1 pseudogene is annotated in these 744 nt (G+C 66.3%); it reads left to right on the forward strand.

What is annotated here, in order from left to right:
- Window positions 1–77: 77 nt before the first annotated feature.
- Window positions 78–744: pseudogene (locus tag J7U37_RS24830) on the forward strand (IS630 family transposase); the annotation flags it as partial.

A 744-nucleotide genomic window follows, 5' to 3' on the forward strand; every position in this document is an offset into this window, starting at 1 on the left:
TAGAGCGTTTTCCACGATCCCTGAGTCGTTGCGGCGAGGTGAGCGTTGATCCCTGAAGGTTCGTCAGGGAGATCGCCATGGCCCGTGCCTACAGTCACGATCTGCGCATTCGCGTCCTGGACGCAGTGGGCGCAGGTCTGTCCCGCCGGGCCGCGGCCCTGCGCTATCGGGTCGGTATCGCCACGGTGATCCGCTGGGCTGCGCACGCCACGAGGACAGGGGAGACGCGGGCTCAGCGTCAGGGCCGTCCACCTGGCTCCAAGCTCGACGAGCACGAAGCCTTCCTCTTCGCCCTCATCGATGAGAAAGACGACATCACGCTTGCCGAGATGCAGGAGCGCCTGCGTACCGAGCGCAGCGTCTCGGTCGGATTGGGTACGCTGTGGCGTTTCTTCGCCCGCCGGGCGGTGACATGGAAAAAAAGTCGGCGCATGCGACCGAACAGGATCGCCCCGACGTGGCCGCATCCCGTGAGGCGTGGTTTGCCGCGCAGCCTGACCTCGATCCCGAGCGCCTGATCTTCATCGATGAGACCGGCCTTTCCACCCGTATGGCGCGCCTGCGCGGTCGCTGTGCTCGCGGTCAGCGCCTACGCTCGGGCATCCCGCATGGCCACTGGCTGACGACGACGTTCGTTGCGGGCTTGCGCATGTCGGGGATGAGCGCGCCCATGGTGCTCGACGGGCCGATGACGCGAGACTGGTTCCTGGCCTATGTCGAGCAGGTGCTCGCCCCAACCCTCAG

Origin of the sequence: Methylobacterium sp. 37f (genome assembly GCF_023093475.1) — a bacterium.
In the GTDB taxonomy this organism is placed as follows: domain Bacteria; phylum Pseudomonadota; class Alphaproteobacteria; order Rhizobiales; family Beijerinckiaceae; genus Methylobacterium.